This window comes from Rhodococcus sp. 27YEA6, assembly GCF_044908235.1.
GTDB lineage: Bacteria > Actinomycetota > Actinomycetes > Mycobacteriales > Mycobacteriaceae > Rhodococcus_F > Rhodococcus_F qingshengii.
In genome coordinates this window covers 433,489-449,637 of the sequence record NZ_JBIYCY010000001.1, presented here as the reverse complement: position 1 = coordinate 449,637, position 16,149 = coordinate 433,489, and the positions used below count along the sequence as shown (strand labels likewise).

The following is a 16,149-nucleotide window of genomic DNA, read 5'->3' as shown; positions in this document are numbered from 1 at the left end:
TTCGGTCAGATCTGCTCACGAGGAATGAAAATCCACATCACGATGTAGATCAGAAACTGCGGGCCGGGCAGCAGGCACGAGAGTACGAACAGCAAGCGGACAGTCGACGACTTCCAACCGAAGTACCGAGCGATTCCGGCGCACACCCCACCGAACATTGCTCCCGAGCGGGCGCGGGTGAGCTTGCGGGTATTCATCGGGGAGGTCATGTGTTGTTTCCTTTCAACGGAACTCGCGGTTCATCCGCGTCGACCTCCACTATCCGCTGCCGATCCACCTGTGCGCATCAGGCCATGGACCCATCTTTTCCGACGCGGTGTGTCCTCAGGTACGAGTCCGTCCCCGCGTCTGACTCAGGGTTCTCCCCCACACCCCGGCCTCGGACCTCAGCCTCGCACCTCAGCAGGGAAACATGCGTCGAAGCCGTTTCGGAGCCGCAAAAGGTTGCCAGTTGTCGACGTCCTGTGCCAGACGATCGGCAACGGTCCACAACGCCGACGGGTTGTGGGTCAACCCCATGTGACTGCCTTGCACCGCAATGCTTTCCGACAGGCCTGCCGAGGTTTCACAGCACGCTTGCCATGGAACGATACCGTCGTGCCTGGAGTAGACCGACGTGGCGGGAACAGAAATAGGCGATCCCTGTTCGGATTCGATGCCGTCGACCGGAGGCAGTATCGCGTGATTGCCGGACAAACGAGCGTAGAGAGATCCGACTCTCGTCTGCTCCAGACTGGTGAGACCGAAAGGACTTCCGAGTGTCACTACCTGACGCACCGAATCCGGCAGGTCCCTCGCCAGCTTTCGAGCGTAGATACCGCCCAGACTCCAGCCGATTACCGACACCTTCTGCTCGTATCGATCTGCTACCTCGGCCAATGCGGCAGGCAGTCCGTCGACCACCGTCGCCGTCGGACCGGTGTTCAGACCCAGATTCCAACCGTGAACCCGGTATCCGAGAAAGCTCAGGTATGTCCTCAAGGCGAGAGTCGACACGTCCGAAGTCAGCAATCCGGGGAGAACGAGGACCGGGTGCCCGTCCCCACGCGGCGATCGAAGCAACCAAGGAGCCGCGAGAAGCAGTGAAGCGATGTCGACCAGTCCGCGCGTCGGTTCGCTCAGACACATCGCCAAGGATGGTGGCCCCGGAACGAGTGGGTCGACTTCACGAATCAGCGTCGATCGCTGCGCCCAATCGAATTCGGTCTCCGCGAAATCGATCGCCGAGACTTCCGCAACTACGGACACCTGAACTCCTGTCGGCCGGTGCCCTCGTCGGGGCGTGTGGTTGGGCGGTTCCGCGAGCTGTGTGCTCAACCCGCGGAACCTTGTCCTCATCCACCACCGGTAGCGAACCAGGACCCGTTCTGCCCACAGATCCGTGACCAAAGGCCTCTCGACCACACGAACGCTGTGTGATCCAGAACACTAGTTTTGGTTACGTTGCATCTACGTTGCGTAGATGTTTCGTCGCTACCAAGGAGAACCTCGACAGGTCTTGTCAAGCACTGCGGCAGGCCGTTTCCTCCGGCAGAGCCGTCGGCGCTGCAGGTCCGAAGGGTCTGAGTGAAGTCACGCTGCCAATCGGTTGCGGCTCGATTGATCCCCTTTTCCAGTCGCTGCAACCAGCCTGGAAGCCACGATCGGTACAGACAGCGGTACCCAGATCCGACAGTTCGCATGCCGGATCTGTTTGTCGCGGCGTTTGTCGGCGCAGACATTCCCACCGATCCGCAAGACAGCTGTCAGCCTGAAGCCTCGAAAGTCCAGTTCCGGCAGTGGGTCAGGCGCCTACGGCGATGTGCCAGGCCTGGCGTCCCGGCGCGTGACTGATTTCCATTGGCGACCGGATCGGGGCAACGAGAACAGCAGCAGCACAACTACTCCAGCGAGCACGATACCGATCAGATTGACACCGAGCTGAGCCAGCGAACTCAGCACGACATTCCACTTACCTGCGAAGACCGCAACGACCGCCAATCCCGCAGCTGGCACCGTCGTCACCGAGATGAACACCCCCACCAGGACCGTAGAGGTAGAGGTGACCGTTGCCAGCATGCCAGCCGCTCCCGCCAGCAGTGCTACCACCAGTGAGAACGGCCCCACCTCGTAGATGAAGTCGAATGCGCGGGCGTTCTCGACATCGCCGATTCCGACCCAGCCCAGACGAATCCACAGCATGGTAGCCAGGCCGGTGAGGGCCATCGCGGCCGGAAACGAGATCGCGAGGGTACGAATCGAATTTCGCACGAGATCTTTGTCTCGACGTACCAGACCCACTGAAAGCGCTGCCAGCGGCCGGAACTCCGGCCCCACCACCATTGCACCGACCAGGGTCAGCGGCGACGCCGTGGCAACACCGACTGCCGAGAGCAAAAACGCGATCACCAGGAAGGCCAGGAACGCCGGAGTCAGTCGGGCACCTTCGCGCACCTGACCGAGCAACTGCTCCCACACCACTGTCTCGTCGGGTCTTCTCGGGGCCGCAGTGTCCGCCCGTTCTGCGGAGAAGGACAGCATGGTTCCCGCCGGCTCGAACGAAATACCGCCAGCCCTCACCAGGTCCAGAGCAGTCAACGCGGCAAGCACGTCGTTCGCGCATGCGCGGGCTACATCGGCCTCGATCACATCTCCCGGCGGATCGACAGCGGCTCTGAGTGCGAGTGTCACATGAGTAGCCCCAGGTTCGGCGGCCAACATGTTCAGCACATCTCCTGTCCGCTCACTCGGCGAGATGACACGCAGATGCAGCACAGTATTGTCTCCTTCAGCCGGCGGTGGCCTCGGGTGCAGGCAGCATCGACGGCCGGTCCATCACCGGAAACCATAGCGGGCTCGGACTGTCACAACACCGTGGATTCTCAGCGCTACGAGCCACACTCCCCCGGCGCACATACATCTACCGCACTGCGTCAGTCGCTAGGGCGCTCACGCAGCCGCGGCGGTAGTCGGTCCAAGTTGATAGATCGCGTTATCGCGGAGGAGCGCCCACCACACGTTCAGTCTCCGCCTCCCAACGCAAGAACCGCCTGCGTATGACACTGCTCCTCGGCCCGTTTGCGGGTACAAAAAGCCTACGACTGAGCGTTGTGCCGGATACTGTGCTGCGCGGACAGATAGAAGGCCCGCAACAGCCTGCGGTCGTACCTGCGCGGCCGGCGCAGATTTCCACTGACTCGGCCCGAATCTCGCGGCACAGGTGCTAGACCCTGAGATGCCGGCCAATCTGTCTGCGCTTCCGAACGCAGACACGTCACCACCCGTGGCGGCGACATCTGCCCAGCCACCCGCACCAACTACCCGTTTGCGGCCTCGACCGCGGCGTCGTCAATCCGAGAGGCGTTGTATGCCTTCTTGTTCCGGAACCACACTTCCGACTTCGTCCGGCCGAATTTTCGAAGTCCGTCAGGCGATTGATAGGTCGAGTCGTCGAGAACACCGGGCGGCCGTTCTCCTTCAGCCATGCGAACAGCAGCACAAAAAGAGCCATACCCGGCGTCCCCAGGCAGCCCCGAACCGACAAATGTTCGGCCAGTATCGCCCGCGAAAAACGGTAAGGAAATAACAACTGGCAGAAACAGGACCCGCGCAGTCGCTGAACTGCCGTTCGAGCTAGCGCTCAGTTCGAGCAACTCTCGGGTGGCAGATTTTCGGCGGCCCACGTTGTCAGTTCACTGAGAGCGGGGAGCAGCGCCTGCCCCGACGCTGTGAGTTCGTACTCCACGGCGATGGGCGGACCTGCATCGACGCTCCTCGTCACCAGGCCTGCCCCTGCCAACTCCGTCAGGCGTTCCGAGAGCACCGAATCACTGATCCCGCCCACCGCGCGCTTGAGTTCGGAGAATCCCGCCGGCCCGTTCAGCAGCGTGCCGAGAATGACGCCGTTCCACCGTTTGCCCAGGAAGCCGAACGCGCGGGCCAGAGCCCCGTCACATGCGCGGGGCTCGTGTCCCGCTTCGCTCTTGCTTGCCACCCCACCATCCTAGCCACAGTGCTAACGTATCCGTAGGCACTATTTTTTTACTAGCAACTAGCTTTACCGGGTGATGCTCGGTCGAGCTACCACGGAACGGAAACCCCCGATGTCTCTCGACGCAGCCACCCCATTCACCGCCCAGCAACTCGACGAAGCCGGCCGCGAACTCCTCTTCACTGCGGCTCGCACCGCCAACTCCTTCTCGAACGAACCTGTGACCGACGACGAACTGACTGCGATCTGGGAGCTCGCGAAGTGGGCACCGACCGCGGCCAACACCAATCCGCTACGTGTGCTGTTCGTCCGTACCGAGGAAGGCAAAGCACGCCTCGTCGAGCACATGGCAGACGGCAACAAAGCCAAGACCGAGGCCGCTCCTGCAGTTGCCGTTCTGGCGGTGGACACCGAGTTCTACAAGCACATCCCCAACCTGTTCCCCATTCGCCCGGAGATGAAGGACTACTTCGAATCCGACGAGGCTGCCGCCAGTTCGACGAGTCGGTTCAATGCCGCACTTCAGGCCGGCTACGTGATCCTCGCGATTCGCGCACAGGGTCTGGTCGCCGGCCCGATGGCCGGGTTCGACGCCGACGGCATCGACGGCGAATTCTTCGCAGACGGACGTTTCAAGACGATCCTCGTGGTGAACATCGGCCATCCCGGTGAGAACCCCTGGTGCGATCGTCTGCCGCGCCTCTCCGATGAGGATGCGCTCAGCTGGGCCTGAGGACAATTCGGACAAATCAAGCAATGCGGGAGAGTTCTGCGGAACTCTCCCGCTTTGCCATCTCCAGCGCGTTTCAACTCTGCCCGCAGTGGGTACATACCCGCGTCTCGCAAAATCTCACGTCCAGAACAACATCCGACACGCTGCAATCGGAATTAGTTGCAGTATCTCAGTTTTTGGACGACAGTCGAGGGAAACCCCTCGGCCTACGGAGGCTGCGGGGAAAGCCCTTGTGCGCCGGTCGGTGTCGAGGGAAGACGTTCGAGCGAGCAGAAGTCCGAAGAAAGTGGGTTCGGAAATATGGGCGCCCTATGGGATTTTGTCGTTGCACGACGACAACAATTGATGACCGACTCGTACCTACATGTTTCAGCAGTTATCCAGTCCGTGATCATCGCGACGATTGCCGCCGTGATCATCGGCATTCTCGTCTACCGGAGCCCGGCGGGATCCTCCATCGCTACGGCGTTGGCCAGCACGATCCTGACGGTTCCTTCATTCGCCCTCCTCGGACTGCTCATTCCGATTCTCGGTCTCGGCGTCGCTCCCACGATCACCGCGTTGATCTTGTATGCCCTGCTCCCGATCATTCGGAACACGATCATCGGTCTGGATGCAGTCAACCCGGCGATCACGGACGCAGCCCGCGGTGTCGGAATGAATCGTATGCACGTACTGAGTCGAATCGAGCTACCGATCGCGTGGCCGTCGATCCTCACCGGCATGCGGGTCAGTACACAGATGCTCATGGGCATCCTCGCCATCGCGGCGTACGCCAAAGGTCCTGGTCTGGGAAACCTGATCTTCTCCGGACTCTCGCGTGTCGGTAGCCCGAATGCTGTTCCGCAAGCGCTGGTCGGCACCGTACTGATCGTCATTCTCGCTCTGATTCTCGACGGAATCTACGTCGTCATCGGTCGTCTCACTACTTCGAAGGGGCTGCAATGACTGAAACCATTCCGTCTGACGTATCCACAGATCAGAAGGTATCCGGGGTCGAGATCGTCCTGGAGTCCGTCACCAAGCGGTACCCGGGCCAGAAAGCTGCAGCGGTGGACAATGTTTCGCTGACTGTTCCGGCTGGTGAGATCGTGGTCTTCGTCGGACCTTCGGGTTGCGGCAAAACAACGACGATGCGCATGATCAACCGCCTGATCGAACCTACCTCCGGCAAGATCACCATCGACGGCAAGGACGCGCTGTCGATCGACCCGGACAAGCTCCGCCGTGGCATCGGGTACTCGATCCAGCAGGCAGGCTTGTTCCCGCACTTCACGATTGCGAAGAACGTCGCGACCGTCCCGGGTCTGATCGGTTGGGACAAGAAACGTATCGCAGCGCGCACCGACGAGATGCTCGACCTCGTAGGCCTCGATCCCGATACCTATCGCGACCGCTACCCTCGCCAATTGTCCGGTGGGCAGCAACAGCGTGTGGGCGTGGCGCGGGCGCTGGCTGCCGATCCTCCGGTGCTGTTGATGGACGAACCTTTCGGTGCCGTCGATCCGATCACCCGCGGCCTGCTCCAGGACGAACTGATGCGTCTGCAGTCGGAGTTGGGTAAGACCATCGTCTTCGTCACGCACGATTTCAACGAGGCAGTCAAACTCGGTGACCGTATTGCCGTGCTGGGCAATCAATCCAGCATCATGCAGTACGACACTCCAGAAGCGATTCTCGCCAATCCCGCAAACGACATGGTCGCCGGATTTGTCGGGGCGGACGCCTCGCTCAAGCAGCTGACCCTGACACGCGTGCGCCAGATCAAACTCAAGCAGTGCCTCACCGCCCGCGAAACCGATTCGGTCGATGATTTGAGAACCGCACTCGCAGCGCGTAAGTGGAAGTGGGCCCTGATTCTCGATCAGCGCGGACGGCCGCTTCGCTGGGTCTCGCCCGGCCACCTCGCCCATGCGTCGACTCTTCGAGGTGTCGGTAACGAGATCGGCGAAGCCGTGTCCATCCAGTCCACCCTGCAGGATGCGTTGGAAGCTCTTCTCGCAGAGAGCAATGCGTCCACCGTGGTCACCGGACGGCGTGGCGAGTACGTCGGTCTCATCACCATCGACACACTGGTCAGCCATCTCTCCGAAATGCGCGAGGAGCATGCGCACGACCACGACGAAGAGCCAGACACCGAGAACGTCGAGGGTTGAACATGACTGCCACGACAGAGGAGCGCGTCTCCGCGCCTGAGATGGAACCGGACGCCCCCGATCTGGGTGCGGCCGAGAACGCCGCCACGCGCCGTGCGGAACGGATGCGACTGTATGTGCAGCCGGTCATCGTCCTGATCCTGGTTGCGGGCGTGTTGATCTGGGCATTCAGCCGAGATCTCAACGCGACGCAGAAGGCGAGCATCAACCTCGACAACATCGTCACTCTGACCTGGCAGCACGTACTGATCACCGCCGCCGTGGTCATCATCGTCGTCGCCATCGCGGTTCCACTCGGAACCCTGCTGACCAGGCCGAAATTCACCCGCCTGGCACCGTTCTTCGTGGGAATAGCCAACATCGGAGCCGCAGCGCCTGCCATCGGCCTGCTCGTGCTGTTCTATCTCGCGACAAGAACGACCGGCTTCTGGATCGGCGTGTTTCCCATCGCGTTCTATTCGTTGCTTCCGGTGCTGCGCAACACCATCCTCGGCTACCAGCAAGTGGACAAGACCTTGATCGATGCGGGGCGCGGGCAGGGAATGTCTTCGCTCACGGTCCTACGTCAACTCGAGTTCCCGATGGCCGTCCCGTACATCCTTGCAGGACTGCGTACTTCGCTCGTTCTGGCCGTCGGTACCGCGACGCTGTGCTTCCTGGTCAGTGCCGGCGGACTCGGCATTCTGATCGACACCGGATACAAGCTCCGCGACAACGTCACCCTCGTTGTCGGTGCCGTACTGGCGGTGTCGTTGGCCTTGCTGATCGACTGGCTCGGCGCGCTCGCCGAAACCTATCTCGGGCCCAAGGGATTGCGATGACCAAGACTTCGATCACCAGAACGTGGGGCTGGAAACTCGCGGTTGCCACGATCGGCCTCACACTTGTCGCTTCATGTGGTCTCGAGTCCGGTGGCGCACTGCCCCTGGCCGTCGGCCCCGGCAGCATCGAGCCGGTTCCGGAGCTCGAGGGTGTGAAGATGACCGTCGGCTCCAAGGACTTCACCGAGCAGATCGTGCTCGGGTACGTCATCGAATTCGCGATGGCCGCTGCGGGCGCGGATGTTCGAGACCTCACGAACATCCAGGGCTCGAACAGCACCCGTGACGCACAGTTGAACGGCCAGATCGATCTTGCGTACGAATACACCGGAACCGGCTGGATCAACTACCTCGGCAACGAGACACCGCTTCCCGATTCGCAGGCGCAGTTCGAGGCCGTCCGCGATGCGGACCTTGCTGCGAACGACATGGTGTGGACCGATCCGGCGCCGATGAACAATACGTATGCATTGGCGATGAGCAAGGAGACCGCTGAGAAGACCGGTGTCAAGACCGTTTCCGACTACGCGAAGTTGGTCGAATCCGATCCCGGAGCTGCGGTGACATGCGTCGAGACCGAGTTCAACGTCCGCCAGGACGGATATCCCGGCCTGGCAGCGAAATACGGTTTCGACGCCTCTCGTGCCCAACGCCAGATCCTGCAGACCGGCATCATCTACCAGGCGACAGCCGATGGCGATCAGTGCAAGTTCGGCGAGGTGTTCACCACCGACGGTCGCATCATCGCACTCGATCTCGTTCTGCTCGACGACGATCTCCAGTTCTTCCCGAAATACAATCCGGCACTGGTGATGAAAAAGGACTTCGCGGAAGCACATCCGCAGGTAGCAGAAGTCATGGCACCGATCTCGGAGCGACTGACCAACGAGGTGATGACCGAGCTCAACCGGCAGGTCGACGTCGACGGCAAGGAGCCGGCGGACGTGGCCCGCGACTGGCTGGTCTCGGAAGGCTTTGTCACGGCGCAGTGATCGGCTGACCGCAACCCAGCCGAGTAGTTACCGTTTGCGTCCGACGCAGAACACCCGCCGGAACGGAAAGAGCGTTCCGGCGGCTGTTGCGGGGTAGGCCTCCCGCAGCAGATCGGAATACTGACGCTCGAACTCCGGAGCGTCAGCTTCGCCGAGAACGTCGAGCACGGGCCGTAACCCCGTCCCCCGTACCCATCCGAGCACCGGGTCGGCACCTGCCAGCACGTGTACGTACGTCGTCTCCCAGGCGTCGACGTCGAATCCGTGTTCTTGGAGACGCTGCGCGTACTGAACTGGACTGTCGACGCCTTCCGGGCCGCGTAGGACGCCACCCAGTCGCTCACTCCATTCCGCTGATTCCGCGAGATCTCGCATGAGCGCATGGGACGGAGCATCGAAGTTACCCGGCACCTGCCACGCCAGCCACGATCCGGATTCCAGGGTGTCCGCCCACTGGTCGATCAGCTCGCGATGGCTCGGAACCCACTGCAATGCAGCGTTACTGACGACCACGTCGTAACCGGTGGCGTCGAAGGACATGATGTCCCCCAACTCGACGGTGACGTTTCCCGGTAGGTCTGTAGGGGCCTGCGCGACCATTTCGGGAGACGAGTCGAATCCGGATACCGAGGCGTCCGGCCATCTTTCCCCGAGCATCGCGGTCAGGGTGCCTGATCCGCAGCCGAGGTCGGCTACCCGCGTCGGGTCTTCGGTGGCCACCCGTGACACCAGGTCCACGAACGGGCGTGACCGCTCACCCGAATAGCGGCCGTAGACTTCGGGATTCCACGTGACAGTGCGCATGAACCCATCCTGCACCCTGTTCCTGAGAATTGCCGCCCGTCAGATCTCGCTCTTCACGATCCGGCCATTCGAAAATCACCGACGCGGCACCACGGTGGACAGTACGTTCGGCAACCTCGACCAGTCCGCGGTGATGTAACTTGCGTGCTGCCCGGCCAACAGGTCGAGACGCTCGCTCGCCTCGGTTTCGGTGGCATGGGTTCCGTCGATCTGCGGAGCGACCTTGTGCGCGTCGGTCATGACGAGCAGGTAGCCGCGATCGTGGTACCAACTCGGATCCACGACTCCGGCGGTGTAGTCGAGAGCGTCGCCGTCGAAAATCACGAACCACGGACGGATCCCCGGGTCGGTATAGCGGTCGAGACGTGGGTCTCCCGGTGATGCACGGTGAACAGCGGGAAAGGCGGCGCCGAGTTCGACGAGCCCGGCGGAGGACAGATCTCGCAGGTGCGTCGCATACTGCCGGTCCGTCCACTCCGTATCGAGAGGGTTTCCCTCCTCGATCGTTCCCGGTATCAGCTCGAACAGAAATTTCCCGGTCATTTCGGAATTGCTCGGCCATCCACGCTCGGTGACGGCGGCATCCGGGGTGGAGTAGGACTCCCCCATCAAATCGGCCGGCGTGAAAACCGCGTCTCCGAGTGTCCCGAGAATCAGGGCGTCGAGATCCGCGGGCCCACGCCCGTACCCGGCAGTGAACCCGTCCTTGATTTCCAACTTGATCATCACCGGCGGGTGCTCGGGATTGGCCTCGTGCCACGCCCGCATATCTGCCAGGCATCCACGGAATCCCTGATCTCGTAGACCGCTTCGCAACCCGGATGCGTCCTGAGCGCCGACGCAGTTGCTGTCGCTCACCACCGGATTCATGTGCGACACACGCCAGTCCGGACCGCCCCCGTTGGTCCACAGGTCCAGCTCGAGCAACGACGCCCCGGAATCCAAAGCGTCGGCGAAGTACGGAAACGTCGCCTTCTCGTAGGAATTGTGGACCCCGACTGACGTGGTCTCGGAAAACGAGCGCACTTGGTTCGTAGTCGTCTCGGCGCCGGCAGAGGGCGCCGAGACGACCGCCACGAACGCACTCATACCGGCTACCAGGATTGCTCGCATGTTCGACACTCTCGCAGAAATCACCCCGCGGCAGGATGGAATCGTCAGAGTTAACTGGACGATCGTCCTAGATTGCGTCGGCGGCGAGACTTTTCCGCAGCTCGTTCTTCTGTATCTTTCCCGTTGCGGTGACGGGTAGCCGCTCGACGAACCTGATCGAACGCACCTTCTGATACGGGGCCACCTTCGCAGCCACGTAGTCCGTCAATTCCCGTTCCAGCAATTGCAAGTCCGACGCAGATTCGGACGCGAAGTCGCGGTTCAATTGAACGAAGGCCGTCACACGCTCGCCGACCACCGGCACCGTTTCGCCGACGACGGCCGCCTGCGCAACAGCGGGGTGCGAACACAGAATCTCTTCGAGCGGCTGCGGATAGACGTTGTAGCCCTTGTAGATGATCATGTCCTTCGACCGCCCCACCAGGAAAAGGTGCCCCGCCTCGTCCAGTCGCCCCATGTCGCCGGTCGCGAGCCAACCACCGCGGAACTGAACCGCAGTCAGTTCCGGCTGATTCTGGTACCCGTCGGTGATCTGCGGCCCGCGAGCCCAGACCTCACCGACCTCGCCGGGCTCGAGGACCGCCGAATTCTCGTCTCGGATCTCGAGTTCGGTGTCGAAGATCGCGACGCCGACGCTGTCCGGCGGCGTCGCGACAAGACTGTTCAAAGGCGCACCGGTCAGGCCCATCGTCGCTTCGCTCAAGCCGTAGCCCTCTGTGACCCAGGCATTGCCGAAAATCGATTGCAGGCTCCGCAGCGAAGTCGTGTCGAACGGGGCTGCACCGGAATTGATCGCACGCACGGAGGACAAATCGTGCGCTCCGATCTTGCTGCTCGCCAACAACGCGTAGTACATCGCGGGCGAGCCGGTGATGTGCGTGACGCCGAGGCGCTCGATGTCTGCCAACATCCGGTCCGGATCGAAGCGCCCGGTGAAGACAACGGTCGAACCGAGCAGTGTGCTGACGTTCTGTCCGACCAAGCCCAGACCGTGAAAGAGTGGCGCCACTGCGATGTTGACGCCTTCGCCCGGGACCAGCGCATGCGGACCCCGATCCGCGGCCGACTGCATTCGAAGCCCACCGAGTTCGTCGAGTTCGGTGAGTAGCCCGGATCGCCAGGACGCCATCTGGATCACATTCGAAACGAGGTTACGATTCAGTACGCGAACAGCTTTGGAGCGTCCGGTCGTACCACCGGTCAGCTGCAGATGAGCGACGAGTTCCGGATCCACGCGGTACGACGCCAACGGTTGCGCTTGCAGTAAATCGTCGAATGCAAGGACTCGCTCCGGCAGAGCCGTTTCAGTCGCCGGCGCTGAGGGTGTCGTGGATACACACACCACTTCATCGACACACTGTGTATCCGCCGCCAGAACGATGCCGACGGATTCGGGATGCGAGATGACCATCCGCGCCTTCACATCATCCAACTGATCGTGGAGACCGGCGGGCGGGAGAGTCGGATTGACCGGCGCCACAGCAGCACCCGCGCACAGCACCCCGTAGTACGCCACGACATACCACAGGTTGTTCTGCATATGGAGCGCCACGACGTCTCCCGGTTGTACTCCCAGTGCACGCAATCCCCCGGCCGCTCGTCGTGCTTGGTCGTGTAACTCGGCGAAGGTTAGTGCAAGATCGCCGTCTTGCAGCGCAATTCGGTCAGGGTAGGCGCGAGCAGCTCCTGCCAGAACTGCGTCGATCCCCACCGTCGGATAGTCGAGGCATCGAGGCATATCGGTCGGCCAGGCGAGCGTCATGAGTAGAACCTCCAGCTGTTCGGTATGGATGGAATGAATCTTCTAGTCGATCCGGCGGACCAGCGACTCTTGAACGACAGTGGCTACCAAATCTCCTTGCCTACTCCAGAAGTGCCCACTCGACAGCCCCCGACCGTCACAGGACGATGGGCTGCTCTGAGAGAAGAGCATCCAGTCGTCAGCACGGAAGGGTCGATGGAACCACACAGCGTGATCGAGGGAAGTCACGATCGCCCTGGATTGCCCCTTGAGCATCGAGCGATGCGGTTGGATGTCCAATGACGCTGTCGACGCCAATGTCATGTCAGAGCCGTACGTGAGGGCGCAGACGTGAAGCAACGGATTGTCGGGCAAGGCCTGAGCGGGTTTGAGCCACACCGTCTGCTCTGAAAGTCCCTGTACTGCACGGTGGTCCGATATCCGATCCTGCGGAACGAAGCGCAGGGACATCACTCGCACTGTTGTCGCGGCGTGGTACTCCTCAGGCCGCTCTTGCGCCCAGTGCTCGTACGGATCCGGAAGTTCCTCGGGTGGCGGCACTTCGGGCATCTCCAACTGCCGATCCGCGCCGCCTTCGGGCAGTTTGAAGGAGGCCGACAACGTGAAGATCGGTTCGCCATCTTGTCTCGCAGTGACTCGACGGGAGCGATACGATCGCCCGTCTCGGAGTCGCTCCACCTCGTAGACGATCGGTTTGGTGGGATCGCCCGCGCTGAGGAAATAACCGTGCAGCGAGTGCGCAAGATTCTCTGCTGGAACGGTACTGCCCGCGGCGGTCAGCGCCTGAGCTGCCACCTGCCCGCCGAACGCCCTCCTCGGATGCCCGGCATGGCAGTAGCCGCGAAACTCGTTGCTGCTCAATTCTTCCAAAGTGAGTAGGCTCTCGAAGTCAGGCGATACATGATGATCGAGTACGAAGGTCATCGCGATCGGCCTATCTGGCAGCAACAACGGGAGCGTTGGGGCGCACCAAGTTCTTGTCACGGGCAGGGTCGATGATGACGATGCCGACAACGGCCACGACGAGCGCAACCCCACCGAGGATCTGGAAGGCGGTTGCGTAGCCGTCGCCACCGTCGCCGGCCGCGTCGACGATGCGTCCCATCATGTACGGCGCGATGAAACCACCGAATGCCATGAGCGACAAGAACACCCCGAGTACCCCGGAAATTTGCTTCGGCGGGCACAATTCGCTCACACAGGCATTGAGAAGCGGTAGTACCGGAGTGCATATCGCGTAGCCCAAGGACACCATGAACACAGCCATGACAGGCGTACTGACGAACGGCAGGAAGACCAACATCGTACCGCCGATCAGCATGCCGACCGCAGGAAAGACCACCCGAGCAGCCCGCATGCTGACGCCTTTGGTGATGAGCCTGTCGCTGAGCCACGTGCTGCTCAACATGATCGCAAGGCCGATGAGGCTGGGGATGGAGAACATCGATCCAGCCTGGAGGCGCGAATAACCGAGGCCCAGTTCGAAGTACGACGGCAACCAGGTGAGGACTACCGCTGCCAGTGCATAGGCGGCTGCAATGAGCAGAACACCGCCGATGAAGGTGCGGGTGCGGAAGATGTGCAACCAAGGCACAGCCGGCTCAGCGTCAGTCACGGGCGCCGATGCCGTTTCGCGATCCGAGCCGTCAGGGCTCGAGTCGGCATCATCGGCCTTACCCGAGTTGCCAGTTCGTCCGTACGGACCCTCCTTCCACACCGCCAGCCACAGCGCAGCCCACAAGACCCCCGCGATCGCCAATGCGACCAGCGCAGAGCGCCAGCCCCAGGTGACCGCGACGTACGCGAGAATGGGCGCGATCGCAATCTTCGCGATCGATGCCGAGCAAGTCAGAACTGCTCCTGGCAGCCCGCGCCGCGCCGGCGCATGCCAGGAGTACGCGGCGGAGAACAGCAGGGGCGAGTTCGGCCCTTCGGCGAAGCCGAGAATCATTCGACTCACCAGCAGGGTCACGAAGCTGGCCGAAAGAATGAGCGGCAACATCGCCACGGACCACAGGACCACCAGCAGGACGAGCGCCCAGCGCAGTCCGAGCCACTTGTCGAGAGCGCCCGAGAACAAGCCACCGAGCGAGAGCATCAGAAAAAAGGCACTACCGGTCAGACCGATGTCGGAGGCGGAGAGTCCCAACTCCTTGGCCAAGGGCTGAGCGATGATGCCGAGGACTGCTTTGTCGGCAAAGTTGATGACATACATGGCGACCAGCACGCTGGTCATCCCCCAGGCCACTGTCCTGGATTCGCCTGCTTCTCCGAGCTTGGCCCGAGGCCGGTTCACCTGCTGTTCGAGTACCACTAAATCTCCTTGAACTGGTAAGGGAAGATTCGCCACGGCTTTGCCTTCGACTCCCGAGACGACCGGGTCGGTGATGGGCATCACATCGTGAACTGAGCAGAATTCAACCACTGAAATCGCTTCCCAGCAAGCAATTCGGTAGATAATGTGAATTTGCCATAACTTGATGAAATGGCAAGTATCAAATCTGGTCGCTATCGATTCCATAGTTAGCGCATATTCACTTACGCACATCCCACACGAAGATGCCGACCTCGAAGTCGGTAACGAAGGAGCACGCCATGAACGACGCCGTCATCGTCGACGCAGTTCGCACACCGGTCGGAAAGCGGAACGGAGGGCTGTCCGGGGTCCACCCGGTCGACCTGTCCGCACATGTCCTTCGCGCCCTCACCGAACGCAACGACCTCGACCCGAGCACAGTCGACGACGTCTTGTGGGGCTGCGTCAGCCAGGTCGGTGAGCAAGCCGGCGGCGTCGGCCGATACGCCGTACTGGCCGCGGGCTGGCCCGAATCGGTCACCGGTGTGACGGTGGATCGGGCATGCGGATCCTCGCAGCAGTCCTTGCATTTCGCTGCGGCCGGAATCATCAGTGGCCACTACGACATCGCCGTCGCCGGCGGCGTCGAAAGCATGAGCCGCGTCCCCATCGGCTCCGCACGCAGCGCCACCCAGTTCGGCAAGCCGTTCGGCCCGCTGGTCCGCCAGCGATACAACGGAGTGGAGTTCAACCAGGGTGTGGGCGCAGAAATGATCGCCGAGAACTTCGGGTTGACCAGAACCCAACTGGATCAGCATGCACTCGACTCTCACGAGCGAGCAGCCGCCGCCATCGACTCGGGCGCCTTCGAGAATCAGATCAGCCCGGTCAAGACGACGGCCGAGGACGGCACGGTATCCGTCGTCGACACCGATGAGGGCGTCCGGCGCGGGTCGACTCTCGCGCGATTGGGCGCACTCCCCACACCGTTCAAGGACGAGGGACGTATCACCGCTGCCAACTCGTCACAGATCTCCGACGGCGCCGCTGCGCTGTTGGTCACCAGTAGCGCATTGGCGGCACGCAGAGGGTGGAAGCCGATCGCCCGAGTCCACACCGTGGCATTAGCAGGCGTCGATCCCATAACCATGGCTACCGGCCCCATCCCGGCCACCGCCAAGGCGCTCGAGCGTGCGGGACTGTCACTGTCCGACATCGGGGCATTCGAGATCAACGAGGCTTTCGCTTCGGTCACTCTGGCTTGGCTGCAGGCGACCGGCGCCGACTATGCCAAGCTCAACCCTCTCGGCGGCGCGATGGCACTCGGTCATCCTCTCGGCGGTTCGGGCGCACGTCTGACGACGACCCTCGTACACCACATGCGCGACAACGGCATTCGGTACGGATTGCAGTCGATGTGCGAGGCTGGCGGTCAGGCCAATGCCATGATCCTGGAACTGATCTGAATCAGGCCACGCGCCCCGGACTCCTTGGAGGAAGCA

The 16,149-nt window shown here is 61.8% G+C and carries 16 protein-coding genes and 1 pseudogene; 6 read left to right on the top strand and 11 right to left on the bottom strand.

Annotation, left to right across the window (positions count from 1 at the left end):
• Positions 1-5: 5 nt before the first annotated feature.
• From ABH939_RS02225 to ABH939_RS02200, 6 genes and pseudogenes are all read right to left on the bottom strand, one after another.
• A complete protein-coding gene (locus tag ABH939_RS02225; protein ID WP_003939828.1) occupies positions 6-209 on the bottom strand; it encodes a PspC domain-containing protein in 204 nt (67 codons plus the stop codon).
• Between the two features lie 190 nt (positions 210-399).
• Entirely contained in the window at positions 400-1,248 is an 849-nt protein-coding gene (locus tag ABH939_RS02220; RefSeq protein ID WP_020970664.1) for an alpha/beta fold hydrolase, read from the bottom strand.
• Between the two features lie 543 nt (positions 1,249-1,791).
• Positions 1,792-2,754, bottom strand: coding sequence for a DUF389 domain-containing protein (locus tag ABH939_RS02215; RefSeq protein ID WP_007731461.1), 963 nt, complete (start codon positions 2,752-2,754; stop codon positions 1,792-1,794).
• Between the two features lie 174 nt (positions 2,755-2,928).
• A pseudogene (locus ABH939_RS02210) lies at positions 2,929-3,273 on the bottom strand (transposase); the annotation flags it as partial.
• Between the two features lie 23 nt (positions 3,274-3,296).
• The gene (locus tag ABH939_RS02205; RefSeq protein ID WP_155277909.1) at positions 3,297-3,464 is read right to left on the bottom strand and encodes a hypothetical protein; all 168 of its coding nucleotides are present in this window, start codon (positions 3,462-3,464) and stop codon (positions 3,297-3,299) included.
• A 155-nt stretch (positions 3,465-3,619) separates the two neighbouring features.
• Complete coding sequence (locus ABH939_RS02200; protein ID WP_007731459.1) at positions 3,620-3,973, bottom strand: helix-turn-helix domain-containing protein; 354 nt, start codon at positions 3,971-3,973, stop codon at positions 3,620-3,622.
• Positions 3,974-4,082: 109 nt separating this feature from the next.
• Here ABH939_RS02200 and ABH939_RS02195 point away from each other — a divergent pair, with 109 nt between their 5' ends.
• From ABH939_RS02195 to ABH939_RS02175, 5 genes are all read left to right on the top strand, one after another.
• Positions 4,083-4,703, top strand: coding sequence for a malonic semialdehyde reductase (locus tag ABH939_RS02195; RefSeq protein ID WP_404649262.1), 621 nt, complete (start codon positions 4,083-4,085; stop codon positions 4,701-4,703).
• 300 nt (positions 4,704-5,003) lie between these two features.
• Positions 5,004-5,651 (top strand): ABC transporter permease, encoded by a 648-nt coding sequence (locus tag ABH939_RS02190; RefSeq protein WP_019745160.1) that lies wholly within the window; start codon positions 5,004-5,006, stop codon positions 5,649-5,651.
• Positions 5,648-6,859 (top strand): ATP-binding cassette domain-containing protein, encoded by a 1,212-nt coding sequence (locus tag ABH939_RS02185; protein ID WP_007731456.1) that lies wholly within the window; start codon positions 5,648-5,650, stop codon positions 6,857-6,859. The genes ABH939_RS02190 and ABH939_RS02185 overlap by 4 nt, the downstream gene beginning before the upstream one ends.
• Positions 6,860-6,861: 2 nt before the next feature.
• Positions 6,862-7,680 carry an ABC transporter permease gene (locus ABH939_RS02180; RefSeq protein WP_003939758.1) on the top strand — a complete coding sequence of 273 codons (819 nt, stop codon included), beginning with the start codon at positions 6,862-6,864 and terminating at the stop codon, positions 7,678-7,680.
• Entirely contained in the window at positions 7,677-8,672 is a 996-nt protein-coding gene (locus ABH939_RS02175; protein WP_003939988.1) for a glycine betaine ABC transporter substrate-binding protein, read from the top strand. The genes ABH939_RS02180 and ABH939_RS02175 overlap by 4 nt, the downstream gene beginning before the upstream one ends.
• Before the next feature lie 27 nt (positions 8,673-8,699).
• Here the strand turns inward: ABH939_RS02175 and ABH939_RS02170 are convergent, their stop codons facing one another.
• From ABH939_RS02170 to ABH939_RS02150, 5 genes are all read right to left on the bottom strand, one after another.
• Positions 8,700-9,476, bottom strand: a complete 777-nt coding sequence (locus tag ABH939_RS02170; protein ID WP_030535206.1) for a trans-aconitate 2-methyltransferase — start codon at positions 9,474-9,476, stop codon at positions 8,700-8,702.
• Between the two features lie 75 nt (positions 9,477-9,551).
• Entirely contained in the window at positions 9,552-10,589 is a 1,038-nt protein-coding gene (locus ABH939_RS02165; RefSeq protein WP_037128603.1) for a phosphatidylinositol-specific phospholipase C domain-containing protein, read from the bottom strand.
• A 67-nt stretch (positions 10,590-10,656) separates the two neighbouring features.
• Positions 10,657-12,351, bottom strand: a complete 1,695-nt coding sequence (locus ABH939_RS02160; RefSeq protein WP_065455242.1) for a class I adenylate-forming enzyme family protein — start codon at positions 12,349-12,351, stop codon at positions 10,657-10,659.
• 42 nt (positions 12,352-12,393) lie between these two features.
• On the bottom strand, positions 12,394-13,275 hold the full coding sequence (locus ABH939_RS02155) for an acyl-CoA thioesterase II (protein ID WP_065455241.1): 882 nt from the start codon (positions 13,273-13,275) through the stop codon (positions 12,394-12,396).
• Positions 13,276-13,285: 10 nt separating this feature from the next.
• The gene (locus ABH939_RS02150; protein WP_050793956.1) at positions 13,286-14,647 is read right to left on the bottom strand and encodes an MFS transporter; all 1,362 of its coding nucleotides are present in this window, start codon (positions 14,645-14,647) and stop codon (positions 13,286-13,288) included.
• A gap of 299 nt (positions 14,648-14,946) precedes the next feature.
• Between ABH939_RS02150 and ABH939_RS02145 the strand changes: the two genes are divergently transcribed.
• Positions 14,947-16,113 (top strand): thiolase family protein, encoded by a 1,167-nt coding sequence (locus tag ABH939_RS02145; protein ID WP_065455240.1) that lies wholly within the window; start codon positions 14,947-14,949, stop codon positions 16,111-16,113.
• The last annotated feature ends 36 nt before the right edge of the window (positions 16,114-16,149 follow it).